At 37.2% G+C, this 25,696-nt stretch carries 21 protein-coding genes; 12 read left to right on the forward strand and 9 right to left on the reverse strand.

Annotated elements, in window-relative coordinates:
• Positions 1-143: 143 nt before the first annotated feature.
• Positions 144-539: a heavy-metal-associated domain-containing protein gene (locus tag ES711_RS07055; protein ID WP_146891970.1), complete on the forward strand. Its 396-nt coding sequence runs from the start codon at positions 144-146 to the stop codon at positions 537-539.
• Positions 540-610: 71 nt separating this feature from the next.
• On the opposite strand, the gene ES711_RS07060 is transcribed toward ES711_RS07055, so the two are convergent.
• From ES711_RS07060 to ES711_RS07070, 3 genes are read right to left on the reverse strand one after another with little or no spacing between them, the layout of a single operon-like run.
• On the reverse strand, positions 611-1,129 hold the full coding sequence (locus ES711_RS07060; protein ID WP_146891972.1) for a YciI family protein: 519 nt from the start codon (positions 1,127-1,129) through the stop codon (positions 611-613).
• A gap of 22 nt (positions 1,130-1,151) precedes the next feature.
• On the reverse strand, positions 1,152-1,631 hold the full coding sequence (locus tag ES711_RS07065; protein WP_146891975.1) for a CYTH domain-containing protein: 480 nt from the start codon (positions 1,629-1,631) through the stop codon (positions 1,152-1,154).
• Positions 1,615-2,283 carry an NAD(P)H-binding protein gene (locus ES711_RS07070; protein WP_146891978.1) on the reverse strand — a complete coding sequence of 223 codons (669 nt, stop codon included), beginning with the start codon at positions 2,281-2,283 and terminating at the stop codon, positions 1,615-1,617. The genes ES711_RS07065 and ES711_RS07070 overlap by 17 nt, the downstream gene beginning before the upstream one ends.
• 43 nt (positions 2,284-2,326) lie before the next feature.
• Here ES711_RS07070 and dinB point away from each other — a divergent pair, with 43 nt between their 5' ends.
• Entirely contained in the window at positions 2,327-3,436 is a 1,110-nt protein-coding gene (gene dinB / locus ES711_RS07075) for a DNA polymerase IV (protein ID WP_146891981.1), read from the forward strand.
• Between the two features lie 557 nt (positions 3,437-3,993).
• On the opposite strand, the gene pyk is transcribed toward dinB, so the two are convergent.
• The 5 genes from pyk to ES711_RS07100 all read right to left on the reverse strand — a co-directional run bounded on the left by pyk (position 3,994) and on the right by ES711_RS07100 (position 8,296).
• The gene (pyk, locus tag ES711_RS07080; RefSeq protein ID WP_146891984.1) at positions 3,994-5,436 is read right to left on the reverse strand and encodes a pyruvate kinase; all 1,443 of its coding nucleotides are present in this window, start codon (positions 5,434-5,436) and stop codon (positions 3,994-3,996) included.
• Positions 5,437-5,439: 3 nt separating this feature from the next.
• Entirely contained in the window at positions 5,440-5,919 is a 480-nt protein-coding gene (locus ES711_RS07085) for an IPExxxVDY family protein (protein ID WP_146891987.1), read from the reverse strand.
• 126 nt (positions 5,920-6,045) lie between these two features.
• Positions 6,046-6,792: a ribonuclease III gene (gene rnc / locus ES711_RS07090; RefSeq protein ID WP_146891990.1), complete on the reverse strand. Its 747-nt coding sequence runs from the start codon at positions 6,790-6,792 to the stop codon at positions 6,046-6,048.
• Between the two features lie 7 nt (positions 6,793-6,799).
• Positions 6,800-8,050 (reverse strand): beta-ketoacyl-ACP synthase II, encoded by a 1,251-nt coding sequence (gene fabF, locus ES711_RS07095; protein WP_146891993.1) that lies wholly within the window; start codon positions 8,048-8,050, stop codon positions 6,800-6,802.
• A gap of 12 nt (positions 8,051-8,062) precedes the next feature.
• Positions 8,063-8,296 (reverse strand): acyl carrier protein, encoded by a 234-nt coding sequence (locus ES711_RS07100; protein ID WP_007647141.1) that lies wholly within the window; start codon positions 8,294-8,296, stop codon positions 8,063-8,065.
• 268 nt (positions 8,297-8,564) lie between these two features.
• On the opposite strand from ES711_RS07100, the gene purN reads away from it, so the two are divergent.
• The 4 genes from purN to ES711_RS07120 all read left to right on the forward strand — a co-directional run bounded on the left by purN (position 8,565) and on the right by ES711_RS07120 (position 13,010).
• Positions 8,565-9,143: a phosphoribosylglycinamide formyltransferase gene (purN, locus tag ES711_RS07105; RefSeq protein WP_146891996.1), complete on the forward strand. Its 579-nt coding sequence runs from the start codon at positions 8,565-8,567 to the stop codon at positions 9,141-9,143.
• 36 nt (positions 9,144-9,179) lie between these two features.
• The gene (locus ES711_RS07110) at positions 9,180-9,818 is read left to right on the forward strand and encodes a ribonuclease H1 domain-containing protein (RefSeq protein ID WP_146891999.1); all 639 of its coding nucleotides are present in this window, start codon (positions 9,180-9,182) and stop codon (positions 9,816-9,818) included.
• 87 nt (positions 9,819-9,905) lie between these two features.
• Positions 9,906-10,838: a PfkB family carbohydrate kinase gene (locus ES711_RS07115; RefSeq protein ID WP_146892002.1), complete on the forward strand. Its 933-nt coding sequence runs from the start codon at positions 9,906-9,908 to the stop codon at positions 10,836-10,838.
• A 273-nt stretch (positions 10,839-11,111) separates the two neighbouring features.
• Positions 11,112-13,010 carry an amidophosphoribosyltransferase gene (locus tag ES711_RS07120; protein WP_146892005.1) on the forward strand — a complete coding sequence of 633 codons (1,899 nt, stop codon included), beginning with the start codon at positions 11,112-11,114 and terminating at the stop codon, positions 13,008-13,010.
• Positions 13,011-13,642: 632 nt separating this feature from the next.
• Here the strand turns inward: ES711_RS07120 and ES711_RS07125 are convergent.
• Complete coding sequence (locus ES711_RS07125) at positions 13,643-14,251, reverse strand: superoxide dismutase (RefSeq protein WP_146892008.1); 609 nt, start codon at positions 14,249-14,251, stop codon at positions 13,643-13,645.
• A gap of 212 nt (positions 14,252-14,463) precedes the next feature.
• Between ES711_RS07125 and ES711_RS07130 the strand changes: the two genes are divergently transcribed.
• From ES711_RS07130 to ES711_RS07155, 6 genes are all read left to right on the forward strand, one after another.
• Positions 14,464-17,610, forward strand: coding sequence for a UvrD-helicase domain-containing protein (locus tag ES711_RS07130; protein ID WP_146892011.1), 3,147 nt, complete (start codon positions 14,464-14,466; stop codon positions 17,608-17,610).
• A 22-nt stretch (positions 17,611-17,632) separates the two neighbouring features.
• The gene (gene kbl / locus ES711_RS07135; protein WP_146892014.1) at positions 17,633-18,829 is read left to right on the forward strand and encodes a glycine C-acetyltransferase; all 1,197 of its coding nucleotides are present in this window, start codon (positions 17,633-17,635) and stop codon (positions 18,827-18,829) included.
• A 125-nt stretch (positions 18,830-18,954) separates the two neighbouring features.
• Positions 18,955-20,316: an OmpA family protein gene (locus ES711_RS07140; protein WP_146892017.1), complete on the forward strand. Its 1,362-nt coding sequence runs from the start codon at positions 18,955-18,957 to the stop codon at positions 20,314-20,316.
• A gap of 66 nt (positions 20,317-20,382) precedes the next feature.
• Positions 20,383-23,142, forward strand: coding sequence for a PD-(D/E)XK nuclease family protein (locus ES711_RS07145; protein ID WP_146892020.1), 2,760 nt, complete (start codon positions 20,383-20,385; stop codon positions 23,140-23,142).
• A 408-nt stretch (positions 23,143-23,550) separates the two neighbouring features.
• Positions 23,551-24,693: a tyrosine-type recombinase/integrase gene (locus ES711_RS07150; protein WP_170245248.1), complete on the forward strand. Its 1,143-nt coding sequence runs from the start codon at positions 23,551-23,553 to the stop codon at positions 24,691-24,693.
• A gap of 68 nt (positions 24,694-24,761) precedes the next feature.
• A complete protein-coding gene (locus ES711_RS07155; protein ID WP_146892025.1) occupies positions 24,762-25,658 on the forward strand; it encodes a hypothetical protein in 897 nt (298 codons plus the stop codon).
• Positions 25,659-25,696 lie beyond the last annotated feature (38 nt).

The raw sequence follows: 25,696 nt of genomic DNA on the forward strand, positions 1-25,696 counted from the left end.
GCCGTGCGCTTCATCAAATTAAGCCTGGTATTTTTGAAAGTTAAAATCTCTAAATTTTGACTGCTTAAGCCCATAATTGATTAATTTTGATGTTTAAGAGGGTGTTATAAGCACTCCTTTTTAAAATCCTAAATCCGATGATCATGAAATCAGTCAAAGTATTTGTATTGTTATCAGCATTAGCGCTAGTGTCAGTAAGTTGTAAAGACAGCACCCAACCTGAGATTAAAACTGTAGAGATGGCAGAACCTGAAGCGGCTTCACAAGTTAACTTTGATCCACAGGCAACCTTTGCTAAGGCAGAGTTTGGTATTGAAGGCATGACCTGTGTGATGGGGTGTGCAAAAACCATTGAAAAGAAAATCGCAAAAATGGAAGGTGTGAAATCGGCTACAGTCGATTTTGAGAGACACTTGGCCATGGTAGAATACGATAAGGCTAAAGTTACTCCTGATGCGCTAGAAGAGGCTGTGGTTTCCGTTTCAGACACCTACAGCGTAAACAGCATGAAAACAGTAGAAGCTTTTTCAACTCAATAATATATTTAGGACGGTAGATTCTGACCTATTACCAAAAAACCACTGTTGAGCGCAGTGGTTTTCTTATCAATCTATCTTAACGAATACCCCTTAGGGGCCCACCAAGGATGGATTTCAATTGTTAAACTTCCTGCTTTTACCAAAGGATCAGATTTGGCCAAACTATCCGCCATCTTTAAGGTTGGAACATTATAAATGGTGATGCCCATAATTTCCCCAACATCTCCAAACGGCCCTGAAATGTCCGCATAGCCCATATCGTACATCTTTTTTAAATGCTCCAAATGCAATTTTTGCAAACGCTTAGTCTCCTCCTCATTCTGAATCTTGGTAGGTCCACTTTTTAAAAATGCCATAAAATATTGCTGCATGATAATGGTATCTTTAGTCTTCTCATCAATCACATCAAATATGTTATAACCCTTTGCAATCAAATCCTTTCTGAGTTGGGTTTTTGTTTTAGGCTCAGCAACCACTGAATCCAACCGTTCTGAACTGATGGTCACATCATCTTTATCAATCTTCCTGTATTTTTCGCTACAAGAAGTCAGTAAGAATACTAGGCTGAGTGCATACACTATAGATTTCATAAGATTGTTTTTATCGTTAATATTAGGCCCAATTTTTAAAGGGGTGTTTTACTAATTGAGAATTGAAATACTTTAATTGGCCGGTAACCTCTGCTCCCAGCCAACTAGGTTTGATAAATGTTTCATCAACATCATCGAGTTCTACCTCTGCCACGATTAGCCCTTCATTCAAACCAAAAAACTCATCTACTTCAAATAAGTGCGCACCAGATTGCACTTCATATCTCACTTTATCAATCATGCCGACTTCACACAACTGTAAAAGGGCTTCAGCATCCGCTTCTGAGATTTCCTTTTCCCATTCAAAGCGCGATACACCATCGTCTGATGTGGCTCCTTTAATAGTTAAAAACCCTTGATCGCCCTTTAATCTGACCCGAACCGTTCGGTTTTTATCGGAATTTAAAAACGCTTGTACTATCCGTGTCTTCTTAAATGCTTCTGACTTAAATTGATCAGAAAGGACTAAAAATTTACGTTCAATTTCAATTAATTTGCTCACCTAATTCCTGGATTTTCTTTGATTTTATACGAACTGACTCATAATCGTTGTTTGCCACCCACACCATTGTTTTCGCAATGGTTTCTGGCGCGATGGGTTGGTAACGCTTCAGATCTCCAAAGCGGAAAATAGGCTTGATAAAATTCATTAAAATTTTAAATATATGTTCGCCTAATCTAATTTCCTCCCGCTCTCCGGTAATTAAAGAGGGTTGAAGAATATAGGTTTGGGGAATTTGTAAATCCAACACCGCAGCCTCCATGAGGCCCTTGGTCCTATTGTAAAAGACTTTACTATTCTTTTTGGCGCCTAAAGCAGAGATGACCACAAACGTAGGAATCCCATTTTCCTTACATAATTTTGCTGCAGCTACAGGTATTCCGTAGTCTATTTTGACGTAGGTATCTTTATTGGATGTTTTGGCCTTGGTGGTTCCGATACAGCAATACACTTCATCAGCTTTAAATTTGTTGGCATAATGATCCAATTGAAAAAGGTCAATGATATATTCCTCTAATTTAGGATGCTTAAGTTCCACACTATTTCTTCCAAAAACCGTGACATGATCATAGCGTTCATCATCGAGAAGCATTTTTAATAACATGTTTCCTGTGAGTCCCGTTGCACCCAAAACAATCGCTGTTTTTGCCATCTTTTATAATTTCTGTTCCGCTTAGATGTTATAAATTTACGGCATGCCAAACGATTTACCAATAAGAAAGATCATTCATGTAGATATGGATGCATTTTATGCGTCTGTTGAGCAAATGGACCATCCTGAACTAAAAGGTAAGGCTTTGGCGGTTGGTGGAAGTGAGAAGCGTGGCGTTGTGGCAGCAGCAAGTTATGAAGCCCGAAAATTTGGAGTGTGCAGTGCGATGAGCGGCATGCAAGCCAAACGCAATTGCCCTGAACTGATTTTTGTAAAGCCTAGGTTTGATCGATACAAAGAGATTTCAAAACAGGTGAAGTCTATTTTTTATGAGTATACTGATTTGGTGGAACCGCTTTCTCTAGATGAAGCCTATTTAGACGTCACCGAAAATAAAATGGGCAATCCGAGCGCGTCCCTAATTGCTCAGGAAATTAGAGCCAGAATTCTGGCAGAAGTTGGTATTTCCGCTTCTGCCGGGATTTCCGTGAATAAATTTGTAGCCAAAATTGCCAGCGATTACAACAAACCCAACGGACAGAAAACGGTCAATCCAGAAGATGTCTTAGCATTTTTAGAGGTTTTGGACATTCGGAAATTTCACGGCGTAGGCAAGGTCACCGCCGATAAAATGTACCAATTAGGAATTTTTACCGGACGCGATTTAAAATTAAAATCATTAGAGTATCTCGAAGATCATTTTGGAAAATCAGGAAGCTATTACTTCAATTTGGTAAGGGGCATTCACGATAGTGAAGTAAAACCAAACCGCATTAGGAAATCCTTAGCTGCGGAGCGCACTTTCAACGAAAATTTATCCAGTGAAATATTTATGCTCCAGCGGTTGGACAAAATTGCTACCGAAGTGTCAAAACGTTTACAATATAGCAAAGTAGCGGGTAAAACGGTGACTTTAAAAATAAAATATAGCGATTTTACACTGCAGACCCGAAGTAAAACCCTGCCCTATTTTATCAGTGATAAAGACGTCATACTGGAAACTGCCAAAGATTTATTGTATCAAGAAAAAATGAGTAATTCCGTACGTTTATTGGGCATCTCATTATCCAATTTAAATACGGAAGACCACACTATAAAACCAACAGATCTTCAGGAAAAAAGCGTGAGTGTGCAGTTGAAATTCGGTTTTTAAAGGACGGATCCTACCATACTAAATATCATTATGGTCCGGTCACCCGAATCCCCACTCTGTATTCTGAAGCTTTAATGGAGTCCTGAGCGCGAGGATATGGGGCAATTTCTAATAGTGCAATGACCATCCCATCAATAAGTGTATCCATTTGAAACTTACTATTGGTATGCAGATTAAACTGGCACAACGCGTAATCGTTTTTAATGTAAATGCGGCAGTAGCATCACTCTCCCAAACACATTGCAGCCCCGTTGGACATCTGGAATCGTTAACAACGGAATCCAAACATATCTGAACATCCTTTTCAGACGTCCCAAAACACTCGGAAGACTGTAACATCACGGACGATAAGGGGGGCACCTCATTGCTACCACAACCAAAAATTAATAAAATCATGACTAGCATTATGCCTTTAGAAACCATTTAAAACTTGTTTTGTGAGATCAACATTCAGCACCTATTGATCGCGCCATGCAAGTAAAACCTTTATTAAAATAAGAAACCCCAAAGCATTAACTGCTTTGAGGTTCAATTTATTTTGATTTAGTATTACTATATTAAAAACTACAACTGGTAATTTCTGTGACCCTTAAGGTATTAACCATACCTTTTTCCTGAATCGGCATTGCAGCTAAACTAACCAACATATCTCCAGGTTCTAGATAGCCTTTTTTACAAGCAATGGCATTAACGTCCTCAATCGTTTCATCAGTACTTACAAATTTATCGTAGAAAAACGCTTTTACGCCCCACAATAGATTGAGTTGGGTTAAAATTCGTTTGTTAGACGTGAATACTAAAATATGCGAACTTGGTCGCCACGCTGAAATTTGGAAGGCCGTATACCCACTATTGGTTAAAGTAGAGATGGCTCTCGCATTAATTTCATTGGCCATATTGGCCGCATGGTAACAAATGGATTTGGTGATATAACGTTTGGTACGAATATGTGGTGGTGATTGCGGCACTTTAATTAATGGCGAATCTTCCACACTTTTAATGATGTTACTCATTTGTCTGATTACCTGTACAGGATACTGTCCTACTGAAGTTTCTCCAGAAAGCATTACCGCATCAGCACCGTCCATGACCGAGTTGGCCACGTCATTTACTTCCGCACGAGTTGGCGTGAGACTAGAAATCATAGTTTCCATCATTTGAGTTGCAATGATGACCGGGATTCGTGCTCGCTTAGCGCGCAACACCAGTTGCTTTTGGATTAAAGGAACTTCCTCTGCAGGAATTTCCACACCCAAATCGCCACGTGCCACCATCAATCCGTCACAATAGGCCACAATTTTATCAATGTTTTCTACGGCTTCTGGCTTCTCAATTTTTGCAATAATTGGAATTTTATGATCGCTGTGTTCTTCAATTAATTCTTTCAGTTGCATCAAATCCTCAGCATGACGCACAAAGGACAAGGCCATCCAATCCACTTTCATTTTAATTGCAAAAATGGCATCTTCAATATCCTTTTCAGTCAACGCAGGTTGTGAAATATTGGTATTTGGAAGGTTCACCCCTTTTTTAGACTTCAAAGGGCCACCTTGAATGACGCGAGCGGTAACTTCTGATTTTTGATCTGTGGAAACCACTTCAAAAATTAATTTCCCATCATCAAGCAGGATGCGTTCTCCTGGTTTTGCATCTTGGGGAAATCGATCATATGTCATATAGACACGCTCTTTTGTGCCTTCAAATTTCTTTCCGGTTGCAAAGATGATTTCATCACCTGCATTTACAACAACTTCACCCTTCATCACACCAACGCGTAATTTCGGACCTTGCAAATCGCCTAAAATGGCTGCATTATATCCAAACTCTTCATTGAGTTCACGGATCATTTGGATGCGTTCTTCAACATCAGCATAATCAGCATGTGAAAAATTGATTCTGAACACATCTACCCCTTCATCAAGCATTGCTTTTAATACGGCTTTAGTACTTGTTGCTGGCCCTAAAGTGGCTACTATTTTAGTTTTTTTACGTTTCTGCATTAATCAAAAAATTAAGTTGTCTTTAGACTTTAATTGGTCTACATCTATAGTGTACGTTGTTATGACTTGAGGTATGGCTTGTATCTTTTCTAAAATGTCCTTTTCGTCGAGGTACCGGTCTTCATTAGTGATTTTTATTAAAAAATCGACGTTTTTAAGCTCGGGTAAAAAATGATAGGTTTTTAGGACTTTCTCACTGGTAGAAAACAAGGAACCAGAACTTTGTAGGCTATCTTCTTCCTTTTTACAAACATTGGACACCATGTGCCAAGTTGTAAATAACTTTTCATCAAACCACTCGTAAATTGGATAAGTTGCGGCAAAATACTTATAGTCTAAATCCTGAGGCTGACGTTCTAAATTCAGATTCAAATATTTATTAAGAAGATAGGCTAATCTGTAATCTTCCAACCTACAATGTACGGCCAAAAGCGAGTAGGAAGCGTCATAGAAATCATCTACAAGTAGTTTGTGTAACGCCATAGTAATAACAACATCAGCCGTAAAGATAGCACTTTATCTCTACTGTTATGTGATGTTTTGTTAATTCTTAACAGCGCTGTTGCTCGAAATCGTTGTAGTTAGTAACTTTTGTCCAAAATTAAAAAACTACTCCTTAAAGGACTGATTAATTCGGTTCTGAAAAGCGAAAAAAGCGCGTTTGGAAGCTTTTTCTTCTGCTTTCTTTTTGGAAGTCGCTCTGGCTTTAGCCACAATCTTACCGGCAATGGAAAGTTTTACGGAGAAATGTTTGATGTTATCATTGCCAGTATCTTCATAAACGTTGTAGTCGAAAGTTTTCTTTTCCTTTTGACACCATTCAATCAACAAGCTTTTATAACTGATCACCTTCCCCTCTAGAGTTTCAATATCAATATGCTTATCAATGACGTTTTTAAAGATGAATTTTTCACATTGCTTATAACCCTTATCTAGGAAAATCGCGCCCACTAAAGCTTCAAAAAGATTACCGTGGATATTACTGCCAAAATTATTCTTTGGGATTTTAGATTCCACAAAGTCGATGAGCTTTAATTCTTTACCCAATTCATTCAGGTGCTCTCTACTAACTACTTTAGAACGCATTTTGGTTAAATACCCCTCATCTCCATCTGGCACTTCGCTGTACAGATAAGAAGCGATGACGGCACCGAGCATAGCATCGCCCACAAATTCCAGGCGTTCATAATTAAGTGCCATACCTTTTTCGTCCTTCACATTCATGGAGCGATGTGTAAACGCCTTCACGTAAAGCGTCTTGTTTTTTGGCTTATATCCTATGATTTTTTGGATTTGCAAAAAAAAATTCCCGTCATTTTTAGAACGGGAATTTAATATGTTACGAATGTAGTTCATTCGGGATTTAATCTAATTTTTTAAATAATACGCAGGCGTTATGACCGCCAAATCCAAAGGTATTACTCATAGCCACTCTAACATCCCTCTTTTGAGCTTTGTTAAGTGTTAAGTTTAATTGCGGATCAATATTTTCATCAACCACCGTATGGTTAATTGTTGGTGGTACAATGCCGTGTTCCATTGCTAAAATAGCAGCAATAGACTCTACAGCTCCTGCAGCACCCAACAAGTGTCCTGTCATGGACTTGGTTGAATTGATATTGATATTCTTGGCGTGTTCTCCAAAGACTTCCGTAATTGCTTTTAGTTCAGCAACATCACCTAAAGGTGTGGATGTACCGTGCGTGTTGATATGATCAACATCTTCCGGTTTCAATCCAGCATTCTCCAAACAGTTTTTCATTACGGCTATAACTCCTATTCCTTCAGGATGTGGTGCAGTCATGTGGTAAGCATCTGAAGACAAACCGCCCCCAAGTACTTCCGCATAAATCTTAGCGCCTCTCGCCTTTGCGTGCTCATAATCTTCTAGAATAATTGCCCCAGCACCTTCACCCAAAACAAAACCATCTCTGGTAGCGTCAAATGGTCTAGAAGCTGTTTCTGGACTTTCATTTCTAGTTGATAAAGCATGCATGGCATTAAAGCCACCCATTCCTGCCTTGGTAACAGCTGCTTCACTTCCTCCAGTTACAATAACATCACAATACCCTAAACGTATATAGTTTAAAGCATCAATCATTGCGTTGGCAGAAGATGCACAGGCCGAAACCGTGGTATAGTTAGGACCCATAAATCCATGTTTAATGGAAATGTTTCCTGGAGCTATATCAGCAATCATTTTAGGAATAAAGAAAGGGTTGAAACGCGGAGTTCCATCGCCAGCGGCAAAGTTAAGAACTTCGTCCTGAAAAGTCTCTAACCCTCCAATACCAGCACCCCAAATAACACCAACACGTAGTTTATCAACAACATTAAGATCCAGTTTCGCATCTAAAATTGCTTCATCAGAAGCAACCATAGCGTATTGTGTAAACCGGTCCATCCTGTTGACGAGCTTCCTGTCAATAAATTTGGTTGGTTCAAAGTTTTTTAATTCGCAAGCGAATTTAGTCTTGAACTTTTCAGCATCAAAATAAGTTATTGGTCCAGCACCACTCTTACCACTTATCAAGGCTTCCCAATATTCATCTTTGGTATTCCCGATTGGTGTAAGCGCACCTAAACCCGTAACTACAACTCGCCTTAATTCCATAAAGTTTGTTGCTTATTTTGCTGCTTCTATATAAGAGATAGCTTGACCTACGGTTGCAATGTTTTCTGCTTGGTCATCTGGAATTTGAATATCGAATTCCTTTTCGAATTCCATGATCAATTCTACAGTATCCAATGAATCTGCTCCTAAGTCATTTGTGAAGCTTGCTTCAGTGACAACTTCGTTCTCGTCTACACCTAATTTGTCTACTATAATCGCTTTTACTCTTGATGCAATGTCTGACATAATCTTTAATTTTAAGTTTTATTAATTGGCAAAAATAAAAAACTTTACTTTAAAACCCATTTTTATTTCTACAATGTGTTTGTAATTTAGTAAATATACAGTGAAGTATTTCTATTTTACCTACCAATTGTTATTATTTATTCTTTTTTTTGTTCCGAATTCTAGAGCGAATATCTGTAAATGAAATGAGATTATGGAATTTTGCTGAACATTTTTTAATTTGATAGCGACTAGCATCTGACAATAACATAAATAGAGATCGTAGCAGATGAAACGTATTGTAATTTTTGCGTCCGGAAGTGGTACTAATGCTGAAAATTTAATCAAGTATTTTCACAACAGAGAAACTGGTTCTGTCATTCAGGTACTCACTAACAATCCTTATGCCAAAGTTTTGGATCGATGTAAGGCTTTAAAAGTAAGCGCACTTTCTTTTAATAGAATTGCCTTTAACCTAACTGACGATGTCTTGAATATCCTTAAAGCTTCCCAACCTGACTTAATTGTCTTGGCCGGTTTCTTGTGGAAATTCCCAGATTTTATTCTACATGCTTTCCCTGATAAGGTCATCAATATCCACCCGGCATTACTCCCAAAGTATGGCGGCAAAGGCATGTATGGCAGTTTTGTGCACGAAGCTGTAGTGACCAATAAAGAGACCGAAACCGGGATCACCATTCACTATGTGAATGAACATTATGACGAAGGTGCTATTATTTTTCAAGAAAAATGTGAGGTCAGTCCAACAGATACCGCAGAAACGGTAGCAGCCAAAATACATGATCTGGAAATGGAACATTTTCCAAAAGTGGTAGAGAAATTGCTTTTAAAAAAAGACCCTAACTAATTTTGAGAGATTCCCGCTTTCGCGAGAATGATAAAAATGTCTAAGAAAAAAAAATATTATACCGTCTGGAAAGGCCATAAAACGGGCATCTTTGAGAAGTGGAATGACTGCAAGGCGCAAATTAAAGATTACCAAGGCGCCCAGTACAAATCTTTTGAAACGTTTGAGGCGGCAAAAAAAGCATTGGACGGAAACTATCACGATTATATTGGGAAGTCTAAAAGCTTTAAAAGCGGCTTATCGGGAGTAGAATTGCAAAAAATCGGACAACCCAATTTAAATTCTATTTCGGTAGATGCTGCTTCTAGCGGCAATCCTGGCATTATGGAGTATCGCGGTGTGGATACCAAAACCAAGAAGCAATTGTTCATTCAAGGACCTTTCCCGGAAGGCACTAATAATATTGGCGAATTTTTAGCCATTGTTCACGGCTTGGCATTTCTGAAGAAAATGGAGAGCAAACGCATCATCTATACCGACTCAAGAACCGCTATGAGTTGGGTCCGAAAAAAAACCTGCAATACCAAATTGCCTCGCAACTCTAAAAACGAAGCTCTTTTTGTATTGGTAGACCGAGCGGTAAATTGGCTTAAATACAACACTTACACCACCACTGTAGTGAAATGGGAAACCAAAGCCTGGGGTGAGATTCCTGCCGATTTTGGAAGGAAATAATTCATTATTTAGGAATATTTTATCAAAAGATAGTGCTTATGACGTGCCTAAAAAACCTTATATTTGCAGCAAATTTTAAACCTCACTATGGGCAAATTAGTTATCGTAGGTACCGTTGCTTTTGACGCTATCGAAACCCCTTTCGGAAAAACGGATAAAATTCTAGGCGGCGCCGCAACTTTTATAGGCTTGGCAGCCTCTCAATTTAACGTTGAAAGCGCTGTAGTGTCAGTTGTTGGTGGCGATTTTCCTCAAGACTATTTAAATTTATTAGCAGACAGAAATGTAGATATTTCTGGGATTGAGATCGTAAAAGAAGGCAAAACGTTCTTTTGGAGCGGAAAATATCATAACGATATGAACACTCGCGATACCCTAGTAACAGAGCTTAACGTACTTGCTGATTTTAGTCCGGTAGTTCCAGAAAACTATAAAGATGCTAATGTAGTTATGTTGGGGAATTTGCATCCCTTAGTACAGATGAGTGTTTTGGAGCAGATGCACAAAAAACCAAAATTGGTGATTTTAGATACCATGAATTTTTGGATGGATTGCGCTCTTGATGAATTAAAGGCTGTGATTAAAAAAGTGGATGTCCTTACCATCAATGATGAGGAAGCCCGTCAATTAACAGGAGAATATTCATTAGTAGTAGCGGCACGTAAGATTCAGGAAATGGGTCCAAAATACGTGGTGATAAAAAAAGGAGAACACGGTGCGCTTTTATTCCAAAAAGAAAATGTGTTTTTTGCCCCTGCCCTTCCGTTAGAGGAAGTATTTGACCCTACAGGTGCTGGAGACACTTTTGCTGGAGGCTTTGCCGGATTCTTGGCGAAAACAGAAGACTATTCTTTTGAGAATATGAAGAATGCCGTTATTTACGGTTCTACATTAGCCTCATTTTGTGTAGAGAAATTTGGGACTGAGCGCATGCTAACCCTTGACGACCAAGAAATTTATCAACGATTGAATCAATTCAAGCAATTGACCCAATTTGAAATTGTTCTAGAAAACAATTAAAAACAACTTCTTTAGAAACCGCGCTAAGACTTTTATCCAAATTATTTTGTAAGTCCGTAGCGCATACTCCAAGAGAACGATTAAAAATTATGACCTTAAACCTATTCAATATGACCTTTGAACAACATCAATCTGAAGGAGTGACAATTGAATTGCTATATACTGACGCGCTCCAAATGGAGCGCGTTTTTTTTTAACCATGGTTTGTAATATTGAAAGCCAAATGACGACAAAGTTTTACTATTTACAGAAATCTAAAATTAAAATAACCCAATGAGTGATGCGTTAAAACATGAGTGCGGTATAGCCCTCATCAGACTTTTAAAACCTTTAGATTACTATAAGCAAAAATATGGTAGTGCATTTTATGGCGTCAACAAGATGTACTTGATGATGGAAAAGCAACACAATCGCGGCCAAGACGGCGCAGGTTTTGCAAGTATAAAATTGGACACAGCTCCTGGCGAACGCTACATTAGCCGAGTACGCTCTATAGCACAACAACCTATTCAGGATATTTTTGCGCAAATAAACGAGCGCATCAATAAAGAATTGACGGAGCATCCTGAATACGCTGATGATGTTGACTTACAAAAAAAGAACATCCCCTATATAGGAGAATTACTTTTAGGCCACGTGCGATACGGAACTTTTGGTAAAAATAGTGTTGAAAATGTACACCCATTTTTAAGACAGAATAACTGGATGCACAGAAACCTCATTTTGGCCGGAAACTTCAACATGACTAACGTGAACAAGTTATTTGAAGGCTTGGTCAAAATAGGACAACACCCGAAAGAAAAAGCAGATACCGTGACCATCATGGAGAAGATTGGGCATTTTTTGGATGATGCCGTAGCCAAAAAATACAAGCAGCTTAAAAATGAAGGGTATAATAAAAACGAATGCTCACCATTAATCGCTGACCGATTAAATGTTGCTAAAATACTAAAACGCTCTGCAAAAGACTGGGATGGCGGTTATGCTATGGCGGGACTTTTGGGTCATGGCGATTCTTTTGTACTTCGTGATCCTTCCGGGATTCGTCCGGCTTATTATTATCAGGATGATGAAATTGTAGTGGTAGCTTCTGAGAGACCAGTTATTCAAACCGTTTTTAACGTAGAGTTTGATGATGTTCAAGAACTTCCACCAGGACATGCCATCATTACCAAGAAATCAGGTGAAACTTCTATTAAAAAAATTCTAGAGCCTTTAGAACGTAAAGCTTGTTCTTTTGAACGCATATACTTTTCTAGAGGAAGTGATGCTGAAATCTATCAAGAGCGTAAAAAATTAGGTAAACTTTTGATGCCAAAAGTTTTGGAAGCTATTGATTATGATACCAAGAACAGTGTGTTTTCATATATACCAAATACTGCGGAAACGTCGTTTTTTGGAATGATTGAAACGGTTGAAGATCATCTTAACAAAAAGAAAACTAAAGCCATTCTGGAAGGTAATGGCGGCTTATCCGCTGAAAAGGTCACACAGATTTTATCTGAGCGGCCGCGCATAGAGAAAATAGCCATTAAGGACGTTAAGCTCCGCACCTTTATTACTGAAGATAGCAGTCGGGATGATTTAGTAGCCCACGTTTATGACGTTACCTACGGCGTAATCAAACCCACAGACAATTTAGTTATTATTGATGACAGTATTGTACGTGGTACAACTCTAAAAAAGAGTATCATTAAAATGATGGACAGACTTCATCCTAAGAAAATAATTGTAGTGTCATCAGCGCCACAAATTCGTTACCCGGATTGTTATGGTATTGACATGGCGCGATTGGAAGATTTAATCGCCTTTAGAGCAATGCTCGAATTGTTAAAGGAAAACGATAAATACCATCTTATTGAAGAGGTCTATCACAAATGTGTCGCTCAAGTGGAATTGGACGATAAAGACGTGCGTAATTTTGTGAAAGAGCTGTACAGTCAATTTACCGCGGAACAAATTTCGGACAAGATTGCAGAACTCATTTGTGATTCCAGCGTGAAAACAGAGGTAAAAACCATATTTCAGACCATCGAAAATTTACATCTGGCCTGTCCTAAAAATTTAGGCGATTGGTATTTTACGGGCAATTATCCAACAGCAGGAGGAAACCGTGTGGTAAACAAGGCATTTATCAATTTTTATGAAGGAAATAGCGCCCGTGCCTACTAAGCTGGAAACTAGCTAAATATGCTGATCATCCGAAAAAAAACCGTTTAATCGGATAATTAAGCACTTCATCTAAAAATTAATTGACTTATTAAATTTCACTCTACATTAGCAATACCATAACATAAGTAGGTTAAGTTCATGGTAGATTTGGGGCAAAAAAAGGTAAACTTCGGTTTGCCTTTTTTTATGCACTTCTATTTTGCAACATTGCCTGAACTTCAGAATTCGCATCTCGCAATCAAGTGCTTAGCACGATAAAATTTTAAATTCCTGTTTCTTACTTATTATTTCATTCAGCCCAATTTATACGCCGTTTAACTAATAAATTAAAGTATTGCTAAACTATGCACGTATATTTGCTTCACCATAACATAAGTAGGTTAAGTTTATGGTAGATTTGGGGCAAAAAAGGTGGACATTCGTCCGCCTTTTTTCATGCCTACCTTCGAAGGCCGGTATCTCAAATTTAAGAGGACTTCCTTCGGTGTAAATGGGAATCTTTTAAATTACCACTTTCAAGTTTCTTCAGAAGACAGGTATCTCTAGTTTTTTAACTCTAATTATTTAGAATCAGAAGCAAAAAAAAAGCAAACCCTTTCGAGTTTGCTTTTCTAAAATGATAGCTCTAAAACTTATTTCGCTTCTGCGTAACGTCGCTCAACTTCACTCCAGTTGATCACATTGAAGAAAGCGCTAATATAATCAGGTCTTTTATTCTGATATTTTAAATAGTAAGCGTGTTCCCAAACATCCAATCCTAAAATTGGTGTTCCACCACATCCTACACCTGGCATTAATGGATTATCTTGGTTTGGAGTTGAACAAATTTCAACTTTTCCACCTTTTTGTACGCACAACCAAGCCCATCCTGAACCAAATTGAGTGGCAGCAGCTTTGCTAAATTCATCCTTAAATGCATCTACTGATTTATAGGCAGACTCTATGGCTGCCTTAAGATCTCCAGACAATTCTTTCTTACCCTCGGGATTCATCACTTCCCAGAAAAGAGAGTGGTTATAGAATCCACCGCCATTATTTCTAACAGCCTTATTATCCATTTCTAAATTGATCAAAATATTTTCGATAGTTTTTCCAGCCATATCAGTTCCTTCAATAGCGCTGTTCAATTTATCTGTATACCCTTGATGGTGTTTAGTATGATGTATTTCCATTGTTTTTGCATCAATATGAGGCTCTAAAGCGTCATATGCATATTTTAATTTCGGTAATTCGAAAGCCATAATGTATATGTTTTTAAGTGTTAATATTTTATTCTACTCAAATTTACACATAATAGTGTGTATTTAAAAATATAACCTGCTTCGTATCTAAGTGTTAAGAAAAGTTTAACGTTGATGAACGGTAGAGGCGTGCGCAGTATCGCAAATTGAATTCCTTAAAAATTGAACAGATAAATCAGCTTAAGTTTTTATCTTGTCTCAAAATAAAAACCATGGAACTTCAACATCCTTTTTCAATATATAATGCTTCAGCGGGAAGTGGTAAGACGTTTACCCTTGTAAAAATGTATTTGAAGATCTTAATGACTTCCAACCAAAAAAATGCCTTTAAAAACATCTTGGCGCTCACTTTTACCAATAAAGCAGTAGCCGAAATGAAAGCTCGGGTGGTAGATATGCTTATGGCATTTTCTGAGCCATCCATTCTAGAAACGCCCACACCCATGTTCAGTCTCCTTGTTGAAGAACTTGAAATTGAACCTGATACCCTGCATGAAAAGTCCAAAATCATTTTAAATACCATTGCCCATAATTACGCGGCATTCGATATTTCAACCATTGACAAATTCAATCACCGCTTAATCAGAACATTTGCCCACGATTTAAAATTGCCACTAAACTTTGAAGTAGAGTTAGATACAAAAACTATTCTTGCCAAAGCTGTAGATCAGCTGATTGATAAGGCAGGTACGGATAAAGAACTCACAAAAATATTAGTGGAATTTGCCATTGAAAAAGCTGATGATGATAAGAGTTGGGACGTGGCGTTTGATTTTAATCAAATTGCCCAATTATTGACCAACGAAAATGACATGCCCTATATTGAATTGTTAAAAGATAAAACATTATCAGACTTTAAAACTCTTAAAACCCAACTCCTATCTCAAGTTTCCCACCTAGAAGTCGCTATAAGTCAATCTGCCCAAGAGGTACTCAACAGTTTTGAGTCTCATGGGATTCAATTCTCAGATTTCTCTGGCAGCTACCTCCCCAAGCATTTCTTAAAGTTGTCAGAAGCAAATTTCGAGGTTAATTTTGGTTCTAAATGGCAGCAAGATATAGCTGAAGGCAAACCAATGTATCCAAAAAAAAAATTGGACGCCTCCAAGATGTCGGCTATGGACGGACTTCAACCGGGCCTATACAATGCTCTAGAAGAAACAAAGAAAGCCATAATTCAACTGAAGTTTTTAAAAAATGTTCTTAAAAACATCACCCCACTTTCAGTACTGAACGCCATTTATAACAGTTTGCAGGACATCAAAAAAGATGAGGATTTAGTATTGATTTCTGAATTCAACTCGTTGATCAGCAATGAAATTAAATCGCAACCCGCGCCATTTATCTATGAACGGATGGGCGAAAAATTTAAACATTATTTTATTGATGAATTTCAAGACACTTCAGTAAAGCAATGGGAAAACCTAATTCCTCTCATTGACAATGCCTTGTCGGGGCAGAATTTAAAAGGCGAAACTGGCTCTGTCATGTTGGTTGGCGATGCCAAACAGGCCATCTACCGATGGCGCGGTGGAAAAGCAGAACAGTTTATAGACTTATACTCGAAAAAGCAACAGCCCTTTCAGATCCTACAGGAGGTTAAAAACCTGCCGGCCAATTTTAGGAGTCTTAAAAATATTGTCGACTTTAACAATAATTTTTTTAAGCATTTGTCCTCTTTTGTGGTGACTAACCCTTCGCATAGGGAAATTTACGAAGCAAGCCATCAGGAGCAATCGCTGAGTGGAGAAGGCTATGTGGAAATTTCTTTATTGGAATTTGAAGCTGAGGAAAAAGACGAAGCCTACGGGTTTAAAGTGATGGAAGCCATTACAAACGCCAAAAAAAATTCATTCGATTATCGTGATATGTGCATCATCACACGAAAAAGAAAAGAAGGGATTGCCTTGGCTGAATATTTAAGTATTGAGGGTGTACCAATTATTTCATCTGAATCCTTGCTATTAAAAAACTCGCCGGAAGTCCAATTTTTAACCAGCATTATCGCCCTGGCTTCACAGCCTCATAATGACATGCTAAAAATTGAAATTCTCAGCTATCTGGCAAAACATCAATTGCAACTTGAGGACAACCATTTGTTTTTTCAAAATTTAGTGCATTTGGACACGGCGGAGATGTTCAAAAACTTGAAAGAGTACGATTTTGATTTTGATCACTTTTTACAGCTTCCTTTTTATGAAGCCATAGAAAGTATTGTACGTCAATTCAAACTGAATAGCACATCCAATGCTTACATTCAGTTTTTTCTGGATGAGGTGTTGGATTTTTCGCAAAAATATAATGCAGGGTTCTCGAGTTTCACCGTGCATTGGGAAATTAAACAAGATACATTGTCCATCACTTCGCCCCAAGGAAATAATGCGGTGCAGATTATGACCATCCACAAATCGAAAGGATTGGAATTCCCTGTAGTCATTTTCCCTTATGCCAATCAAGATGTTTATGATGACCGTTCTCCAAAAACTTGGTTTCCGGTGATGCCCAAAGCCTTTAACGGCTTTTCAAATGTATTCATCAATATCAATAAAGAGTTGGAAGAGCTAGGCACAACGGGTGCAGAGATGTATGCGGAGTATAAAACCCAACTGGAATTGGATAGTATGAACCTCTTATATGTGGTTCTCACTAGGGCAGTAGAACAACTTTATATCATTTCAGAATATGACGTTGATAAAGCCCAAAATGAAAAACTAGGTAAATACTCGGGTCTATTTATAAGCTATCTAAAACATGTAGGTCTTTGGGATAGCTCAAAAAAAACTTTTAATATTGGTACAGCAGAACGTGTCCTTAGGCCTAAAAGGATACAAGCCTCATCAATTCAGGAGCAATTTATATCTGTAGCCAAAGAACACCACGATTTAAAAATTGTTACCAATGCAGGTTATTTGTGGGATACCGAGCAAGAAGCAGCCATTGAAAAGGGGAATCTTGTGCATCTCATTATGTCCAAAATAGAATATGACCACGACCTAGATGGGGTATTTGAAACTTTAGAAAGCAGCGGCAGTATTAATGCGCAACAAAGTATAGAACTCAGGTCAGTAGTCAACACGCTTATACAACATCAAAAATTAAATGCGTATTTTAAACCTGAATTAAAAGTTTACAATGAAAAGGATATATTAGCCTCTGGTGGTTTAATTTTAAGACCTGACCGCATTGTCGTCAATGAAAACCGAGAAGCAGTGATTATAGATTACAAAACGGGTGCGGCACATCTCAACCATCACAATCAGCTCTTGGAGTACGCGGCCATTTTAGAAGAGATGGGCTTTAATGTGGCAAAAAAAATACTTGTTTACATTAATGAGGACATTCAGATAAAAGAATTTTAACTTTGCATAAAATCAAATAATCATGTACGGTAACAAACTACAACAACACTTACAAAAAGAAATTAAAGACATACGTGAGGCTGGGCTATATAAAGAAGAGCGCATCATCACGTCACCTCAAGGTGCAGAGATCACTCTGGATACTGGTGAAACTGTTTTAAATTTTTGTGCTAACAATTATTTAGGCTTGTCTTCTCACCCAGATGTGGTAAAAGCTGCTAAAGACACTTTAGACTCACACGGTTTTGGGATGTCGTCAGTACGCTTTATTTGTGGGACACAGGACATTCATAAAACTTTAGAGAAAAAGATTGCAGAATTTTACGGTACTGAAGACACCATTCTTTACGCGGCAGCTTTTGACGCAAATGGAGGGGTTTTTGAACCACTATTGGATGCCAATGACGCAATTATCTCTGATTCATTAAATCACGCTTCTATTATTGATGGTGTACGCTTGTGTAAAGCGGCCCGTTACCGCTATGAAAATAGCAATATGGAAGATCTGGAACAACAACTTATCGCGGCCAATGAAAAGGGAGCACGTTTCAAAATTATAGTGACAGATGGTGTGTTCTCTATGGACGGTATCGTGGCACCATTGGATAAAATTTGCGATTTGGCCGACAAATACGACGCCATGGTTATGATTGACGAATGTCATGCCACTGGATTTATTGGCGAGTCCGGTCGTGGCACTTTAGAAGAAAAAGGTGTGATGGACCGCATTGATATCATTACCGGAACTTTAGGCAAAGCGATGGGTGGTGCTATGGGCGGCTATACAACTGGCAAAAAAGAAATTATTGAAATATTACGACAACGTTCTAGACCTTACTTATTCTCCAATTCCCTTGCGCCTGCAATTGTTGGGGCCTCCATAAAGGTTTTTGAGATGTTGGCTACGGATACAACCCTCAGAGACACTTTAGCTGAGAACACGGCCTATTTTAAAGAAGGTATGAAAAAGGCAGGATTTGACATCATCGATGGCGATTCTGCAATTGTACCAGTGATGTTATATGACGCAAAACTGTCCCAAACCATGGCTAATATGCTCCTTAAAGAAGGTATTTATGTGATCGGATTCTTCTTTCCTGTAGTTCCAAAAGACAAAGCAAGAATAAGAGTACAACTTTCAGCGGCCCATACAAAAGCACATTTAGACAAGGCAATCGCTGCATTTATCAAGGTCGGAAAAAGTTTAGAAATTATTTAAAATCAGTCCAAACACTGATAAGTTAAGGCAATTACTATATAATTTTATATATTTGTCTTTGTTAATAATATTTTACAACTTACTTTTGTTCATTAATTAACACTTAAAAATTAAATTATTAGAATATGAAAAATCTTAGCAGATTATTTTTCGCTATGTTGCTTTTATTTAGCTTTAGCAACGTCAACGCGCAGGACGAAAACAACCCTTGGGCAATTGGGGTTGGTGTGAATGCAGTTGACTTTTACCCAACTGGTGAAGACGGACAAGGTGGAACTTTTGATGAATACTTCAATTATGGAGATCATTACAACGTATTACCTTCTTTATCTTCAATCTCTGTTTCTAGATACTTATCTGACGGATTTACATTGACTGCAGCTGGTACTATTAATGAAATCAGTAAAATTGGAGATAGTTCAGCTGATGATTTATCTTACTATGGCTTAGATGGTACAGTTAAATACAGCTTTGGTCATTTGTTAAACACTTCAGTGTTTGACCCTTACCTAGGAGTAGGTGGTGGTTACACTTGGGTTGATGACATTGGAGCAGGAACTGCAAATGGAACTTTAGGTTTCAACTTATGGTTTTCTGAAAACATTGGTGTGACTGTACAGTCAGCTTACAAGCATTCATTTGAAGATTACTTAGCTACACATTTCCAACACACTGTTGGTTTAGCTCTTAAATTCGGTGGAAAAGATACTGATGGAGACGGTGTATATGATAAAGATGACGCTTGTCCAGATGTTCCTGGTTTAGCAGCATTCAACGGTTGTCCAGATTCTGACAACGATGGTATTGAAGATTCAAAAGATGATTGTCCTAACGAAGCTGGTTTAGCTGAGTTTAACGGTTGTCCTGATACTGACGGTGATGGTGTTCCAGATAACAAAGACGAATGTCCTACAGTTGCTGGCTTGAAAGCATTAAACGGTTGTCCTGATGCTGATGGCGATGGTGTAGCTGATAAAGATGACGAATGTCCTAATGAAGCTGGTCCTGCTGCAAACAAAGGATGTCCTTGGAAAGACACAGACGGTGACGGTGTATTAGACAAAGATGACAAATGTCCTAACGAAGCTGGTACTGTTGCAAACAACGGATGTCCAGAAGTTAAGCCAACTGTTGAAGAAATGAAAACTCTTAACGAGTACGCTAGAACTATCTTATTTGATACAGGTAAATCTACCTTCAAAAAAGAATCTATTCAAACATTAGAGTCTATGCATGCAATCTTCCACAAATATCCAGAAGCTACTTTCGCTTTAGAAGGATATACTGATAGTGTTGGATCAGAAAGATCTAATCAATTATTGTCTGAAAGAAGAGCTAACGCAGTAAGAGATTGGTTGATTGCTAACGGCATCAAACAAGAACGTTTAACTGCTAAAGGTTTTGGTGAAGACAATCCAATTGATTCTAACAAAACTGCTGCTGGTAGAACTAACAACAGACGTGTAGAAGTAAAACTTACAAACTAAGTTTTAACCCACATAAATTTTTTGAAAAAACGCTCCGATATTCGGGGCGTTTTTTATATTTATAGCATGACAAGTTTTCTAAAAGAAGTTATTGACCACATCCAAAAGGAAGAGCTAGACATAGCAAATCTTACCTTTATATTACCTAGCAAAAGAGCCGGTACATTCCTTAAAAACATTCTCTCCCAAAGTGTCGCAAAAACCATATTTGCACCAGAAATCCTGTCGATAGAAGAATTTGTCGAACAACTTTCTGAACTGAATTACGCCACAAATACAGAGCTCCTTTTTGAGTTCTATAAAGTCTATAAAGAACTCACTCCTGAAGCTGAACAAGAAACCTTTGATCAGTTTTCGAAATGGGGACAGTTACTCTTGCAAGATTTCAATGAGATTGACCGCTACCTCATTCCACCCGACCATATTTTTGAATACCTTAGCTCCATTAAGGAGCTTAACCATTGGTCCGTTGCCGATCCTCAAACGTCCTATATAAAAACATACCTAGCCTTTTGGCAACGCCTTAAAATTTACTACGCAAAATTTAAAACGGAACTGATAGCCAGCAAAAAAGGATACCAAGGTTTAGTGTATAGAAAAGCAGTAAAGGGCGTCCCTTCCTACAGGGCTTCGCATCCCGACAAGCACCATGTTTTTATTGGCTTTAACGCACTTAATACCGCTGAAGAACGCATCATTCAAGAGTTGTTGAAACACAATTTAGCGCGCATCTATTGGGATATTGATGCTGCTTTTCTAAACAACCCCATCCATGATGCCGGCATATTTATCAGGCAACATCTTAAAAGCTGGTCCCATTTCAGCCATAATAACTTTCAATGGATAGGCGACAATTACCGTTCTGAAAAAAACATACAAACCATTGCCATCCCTAAAAACATTGGGCAGGTAAAGTATATTGGAGAGTTGTTAGATGCATTACCAATGGAAGATTTGAAAAATACTGCGGTGGTATTAGGCGATGAAACCCTTTTAATGCCACTGCTCAATTCCATTCCAGAAAGAGTAAACTCCGTAAATATTACGATGGGACTACCTTTAAAATCGGTACCCTTAGCCTCTTTATTTGATGCGATCTTTAAAATTCAAAAGAACCATACCAACGAGTTGTATTATAAAGATGTGGTGGCTCTATTATCGCATGCATTTATACAATCGGTGTTAAGCCACAATGGGATAAATTACAGCAATCTCATCATCAATCACATTCAGAGCAATAATATTGTCAGTATTACTGTTGAAAAATTAATGAGTTTATCGGATTCAAAACAAGATATCATAAAATTGATGTTCCAATCTTGGCAAAATGTTCCTGAAAAGGCACTTCAAAATTGCACGCAACTGATCCTCACTTTAAAGGCACAACTCGACCTTGACAAGTCGAAAAATGTCCTGGCGCTGGAATATTTATACCGATTTAATCAAGTATTTAACGAACTGCAACGCTACAATACGCAGTACAAACTAATAAGTAATAGCACCACGCTTTACTATCTCTACAAAGAATTGTTGAGCAGTGAAACTTTAGATTTTCAGGGAGAACCCTTGCAAGGGCTTCAAATTATGGGGATGCTGGAATCTCGTGTGCTCGACTTTGAAACGGTGATTATTTCTTCCGTCAATGAAGGCATTCTTCCTGCTGGGAAAAGCACAAATTCATTTATTCCTTTTGACGTCAAACTTGAAAACGGATTGCCCACCTTTAAAGAAAAAGATGCAGTATACACCTATCACTTCTACCGCCTTTTGCAACGCGCTAAAAACGTTTATATAATTTATAACACCGAGCCAGACGTATTAAACGGGGGCGAAAAAAGCCGATTTATTACCCAACTTCAAATAGAAAATATCCACAAGATCAAACACAGTATTGTGGTACCAAAGGTTGAAGTAGCTCAAAAATCGCCCATAATTATTGCCAAGACAGCGTCCGTTTCTGACCGCTTGCAGCAGATAGCGACCGACGGATTTTCGCCCTCATCGCTCACCAATTACATCAGAAACCCTATCGATTTCTACTATCAAAAGGTACTGAAGATTCAGAGTTTTGAAGATGTTGAAGAAACGGTTGCGGTAAATACGTTGGGCAGTGTTATTCATCAAACTTTAGAGGATTTTTATGTGCCTTACAAAGGACAAATCCTGACCCAAGACAATTTGAAGGACATGAAAACATTGATCAATGATACGGTCGCGCTTCATTTCAAATCCTTGTATAAAGAAGGTGATATGACCAAAGGTAAAAACTTGATCATCCTTGAAGTTGCCAAACGCTATGTTTATAATTTCATCAACAAGGAGCTGGAAACTTTAAAATCTGGCCATCAGATAAAAATAATCGATTTAGAGAAAGTGCTCCATATCAAATTAGATATTCCTGAATTACCATTTCCGGTCCATTTAAAGGGCACGGTAGACCGTATTGACGAGTTTGATGGCACATTAAGGATTATTGATTATAAGTCCGGAAAAGTTCTCCAAGGCCAGGTAGAAATCGTCGAATGGGAAGATTTAAGTTTAGACTACACCAAATACAGTAAAAGTTTTCAGATTTTGGCTTATGCCTATATGCTCAATGCCACAGAACCTTTTACCCAACCCATTGAAGCAGGGATTATTTCGTTTAAGAATCTACAAGGCGACTATTTTTTAAAGTTTGGAAAAAAACCTTCCACACGCAGTCAAACTAAAGAGCAGCTCATTACGTCCGAAACTTTGGAGGCATTTCACATCGAATTAAAAAAACTGATTTTGGAAATCATGAATCCAGATATAGATTTTATAGAGAAAGATGTCAGTCATTAATCTATGGACCAACTAAGTTATGACTTTTAGAAAACCAAAAAAGCAACGCTACCGCGTTGCTTTTTTATGTGGAGAAGATCGGGCTCGAACCGACGACCTCTTGGCTGCCAGTCAAGAATTAAACTATCTGTTTCTTATACAAATTATACTCAATCATTGATTAACTCTAATGTTTACGGCTAATATACGAATTTCATTTAATATCTATTATTTGTTAGTTCATATCTATTGTGTGCAAATTGTATGCAAATAGTGTGCAAATGATTATATTTGAGAAAATGAAAGGCAATGAGTTACATAATTTCAATAGTATTAGATACAAGACGTGAAAAAGAAAACGGCAAGTTTCCTGTTAAACTAAGAGTCTACAACAAAGCCAATAATAAAAAGACCGTTAAACTTTATTCGTTGGATATTGATTTGACAGATAAAGAATTTGAAACGATTTGGATAAACCCCGAAAACAAAAGTTTAAGAGGTGCAAATAAAAAAATACGTTTACGATTATTAGAGTTTGAAACCAGAGCAAATGACGAAGCAGAAGCAATGACCGTTTTTGACATTGCTAAGTTTGAAACTAAATACTTTCGCAAATCTTCTGACAAAAACAATGTTAAGTATCATTTCGACTTAGCTATTCAAAAGAACATGAGTAATGATAAGATCGGAACGGCTGAAAGCTATAAATACACTCTAAACTCGTTAGCCGTTTTTATCGATAAAGACAATGCCAAAGAAGCACTTAGCAAAATTGACAAACTAACCTTTGATACTATTACGGCCGACTGGTTAAAAGAATATGAAAAATCTATGTTAGCCAAAGGTAGAAGCTACACCACAATAGGTATTTATACAAAGGCATTAAGAGCTATTTTTAATAATGCTATTGAAGCCAATGACATAAGCATTGACATTTACCCTTTTACTAAAAACAAATACAGAATACCAAAATCCAAAAAAGTAAAAAAGGCTTTAAACGCAAAACAATTAAAAACTTTGTTTGGTGCTGATGCTGAAAATGAAAACGAGCAACAAGCAAAAGATTTTTGGTTCTTTAGTTATGCCAGTAACGGAATGAATTTTAAAGACATTGCCCTTTTAAAATATTCAGATATTAAAGAAGATAAGTTTACTTATTACAGGGCTAAAACATTTGACAAGACAGCCGAAAAAACAGCAATAACAATCTATTTAACAGACTTCACAAATAGCATCATTTCAAACTATGGCAATAAAGATAAAAGCGACTTTGTTTTTAATATTGTCAATTCAAAAGATACAATCCAAACACAGTACAAGAAAATCAAAAACTTTACTCGTTTAGTTAATGATCACATAAAAAGAATAGCCAAAAGAAACGATTTACCAAACGACATAAGTACCTATTGGGCTCGGCATAGCTTTGCCACAAATTCACTGCGCAAAGGTGCAAGTATGGAGTTTGTAAGCGAAGCTTTAAACCATAGCGACCTCAACGTTACAAAAAATTACTTTGCAGGTTTTGAAGATGAAGCAAAAAAGGAGTTTGCTAATTCATTACTTGATTTTTAGAACTGAAATATTTTTAATTTTTTAAGGTACATTTAGTACATTAACTACATTACTCAGAATAAAAGACAATGAATATAATTAGTACAATAGATTATCAAACATTACAAATTAGAAAATTGTTAATGGATGATTTTGAAAAAGGTATGTTAATACAGCAATTCAAAGTATGTGAAGAAGAAACAAAATTCTTAGACTTCTATGCCTTACAATCTTACATTACTGAAACTAATATCATAAACTTAATAGTATTGAAATCTATACAATATAATTGCACTAATATAATTAACCTATGGAATGAAAAGCTAATTAATTTACCTGATGATATGTTTGAAAAGTGCTTTTTTATTAAAGACGAACCACCAATTATAAGGTTTTCAACTTGGTTTAAATTTCACGCAATTTATTTGAAAGATTCTGAATTTCAATTTTATGACACAATTTTTGAGAAAAAACAATTCATAAAAAAACACAATGACACAACAAAATCATTCATTATTCAAGACATCATAATTATCTGCAATAATATTTTAAATTTTATTACTTCAGCATACCCTGAAATATTACCACAGAGCCAAGCCGATTTTAAACAAATCAATAAGGATTTATCTAATGATAATGTTTTTGAAATGAAAAACCATCTAATTCCTAAAATTGATATTTATGATGTATTTAAACATTTTGAAGTTTTGACAAAAACCACAAACAAAAATGACGAGTTTTATTTGACTAATGAACAACTTCTAATTTTTATAAAAACAACTTTTGCAGATAAAAAACCAATAAAACAAAATTTTAATTGTAAAGGCTTTCAAAAGAAAAAAGTGAGAAAAGTGTTTTATGATTTCTATTTTAATAACAAGAATAAAGAAACAAATCATACAAGATTAAAACGAAAATACTTTAATATTATGAATGATGCTTTTTATGGATTTAATGAAAATGATTATACAGATTTTGCAAAGTAAATACCTTAAAACAAACCTAACAGACCTAAAGTAATACC

It is taken from the genome of Gelidibacter salicanalis (genome assembly GCF_007997285.1).
Taxonomy (GTDB): domain Bacteria; phylum Bacteroidota; class Bacteroidia; order Flavobacteriales; family Flavobacteriaceae; genus Gelidibacter; species Gelidibacter salicanalis.